The 1,663-nt window shown below is 75.6% G+C and carries 1 protein-coding gene; it reads left to right on the top strand.

The genetic code is table 11. From position 1 onward, the window contains the following. A partial coding sequence (locus tag DZF91_RS03095; RefSeq protein ID WP_117355988.1) for a DHA2 family efflux MFS transporter permease subunit occupies positions 1–1,158 on the top strand: 1,158 nt, incomplete at its 5' end. Between the last annotated feature and the right edge of the window lie 505 nt (positions 1,159–1,663).

The following is a 1,663-nucleotide window of genomic DNA, read 5'->3' as shown; positions in this document are numbered from 1 at the left end:
GCGGCGCTCGCCCCCGGCATCGGCGCCCTCGTCGCCGCCCGCGCCGTCCAGGGCGTCGGCGGCGCGATCGTCGCCCCGCTCACCCTCACCCTGCTCGCCCACGCCGTCCCGCCCGCCCGCCGCGCCGTCGCGCTGGCCGCCTGGAGCGTGATGAGCGGCCTCGGCGTCGCCCTGGGCCCGGTCGTGGGCGGCGCCGTCACCGAGTACGCCGCCTGGGAGTGGATCTTCTGGATCAACGTCCCCGCCGGTCTGCTCGTGCTCGCCCTCGCGCCGCGCTTCCTCACCGAGAGCCGCGGTCCCGCCCAGCGCCTCGACCCCGTCGGCGCCGTCCTGGTCACCCTCGGGCTGCTCGGCGTCGTCCTCGGCCTGGTCCGCGGCAACGAGCACGGCTGGACGAGCCCCCAGGTCCTCGGCTCCGGCCTCGCGGGACTCGCCCTGCTGGTCGCGTTCGTCGTCCACCAGGCCCGCACCCGGCACCCGATGCTCCCGCTGACCCTGTTCCGCTCCCGCGGGTTCACCCTGGTGAATCTGGTCAGCCTCGCGATGAGCTTCGGGATGTTCGGCGTGACCTTCCTGCTGATCCAGTTCCTCCAGATGATCGGCCACATGTCCCCGCTGGAGGCCGGCGTCCGCACCCTTCCCTGGACGGCCATGCCCCTGCTGGTGGCCCCGCTCACCGCCCCGCTGACGTCCCGCCTGGGCACCCGTCCGGTGGTCACCCTGGCCCTGCTCTTCCAGGCGTCGGGCCTCGCCTGGCTGGCCGTCCGCCTGAGCCCGGACCTCGCCTACGCCGACCTCGTCCCGGCCTTCGTCCTGGCGGGCATCGGCATGGGCCTCTTCTTCCCGCCGACCACCCGCCTCGTCCTGGCGTTCGCCCCGTCCACCCAGACCGGCGTGGCGTCCGGCGTCCTCAACATCAGCCGCCAACTCGGCACCGTCCTCGGCGTCGCGGCCCTCGGAGCCGTCTTCTCCGCCACCGGCGACATGACGACCCCGCACCACTTCGCCACCGGCGTCACCACCGTCCTCTGGACCGCCGCCGCCGTCCTCACCGCAGCGGCGATCTCCACCCTCGCCATCCCCCGCGCACCCCACCCCACCACGACCCAGACCCCCCACCCCACCGCGGCCCCAAAGGTTCCCACCCCAACCCCCTGAACCCCACACCCGGGCGCGCCGACCCACCCCGGCGCGCCAACACTTCCCCGCTCCACCCAAAGGTTCCCACCCCAACCCCCTGAACCCCACACCCGGGCGCGCCGACCCACCCCGGCGCGCCAACACTTCCCCGCTCCACCCGCGGCTGCCCCACTCGGAGACCCCCGGCGCGGGGAGCCTCATCCTCCGCGCGCCGGGATTCTTCACCCCATGGCCCCTGTTGCCTCCACTCGAAGCCTCAGGCGCGCAGCGGACCCCACGCCGCGCGCGCTGTCTTCTCTTGGCTCTAGCCCCCGGCGCGCAGGGCCCCACCCTGGGCGCGCCGCGCTGGCCCACCCCTGGCGCGCAGGCCCGTCCTCGGTGCGCAGAGCCTCACGGGGCCTCCGATGCGCGCCGCCTCATGCCAGGGCGCCGGGTCCTCCCAGCTCCGGCCTCCCGCGCGCGGAGCCTCACGCCGGGCGCGCCGGGTCCTCCCAGCTCCGGCCTCCCGCGCGCGGAGCCTCAC

It is taken from the genome of Actinomadura logoneensis (assembly GCF_003428695.1).
GTDB lineage: Bacteria > Actinomycetota > Actinomycetes > Streptosporangiales > Streptosporangiaceae > Spirillospora > Spirillospora logoneensis.
Note: the sequence above shows the minus strand (reverse complement) of the source record. Positions and strands in the feature narration are given on the sequence as shown.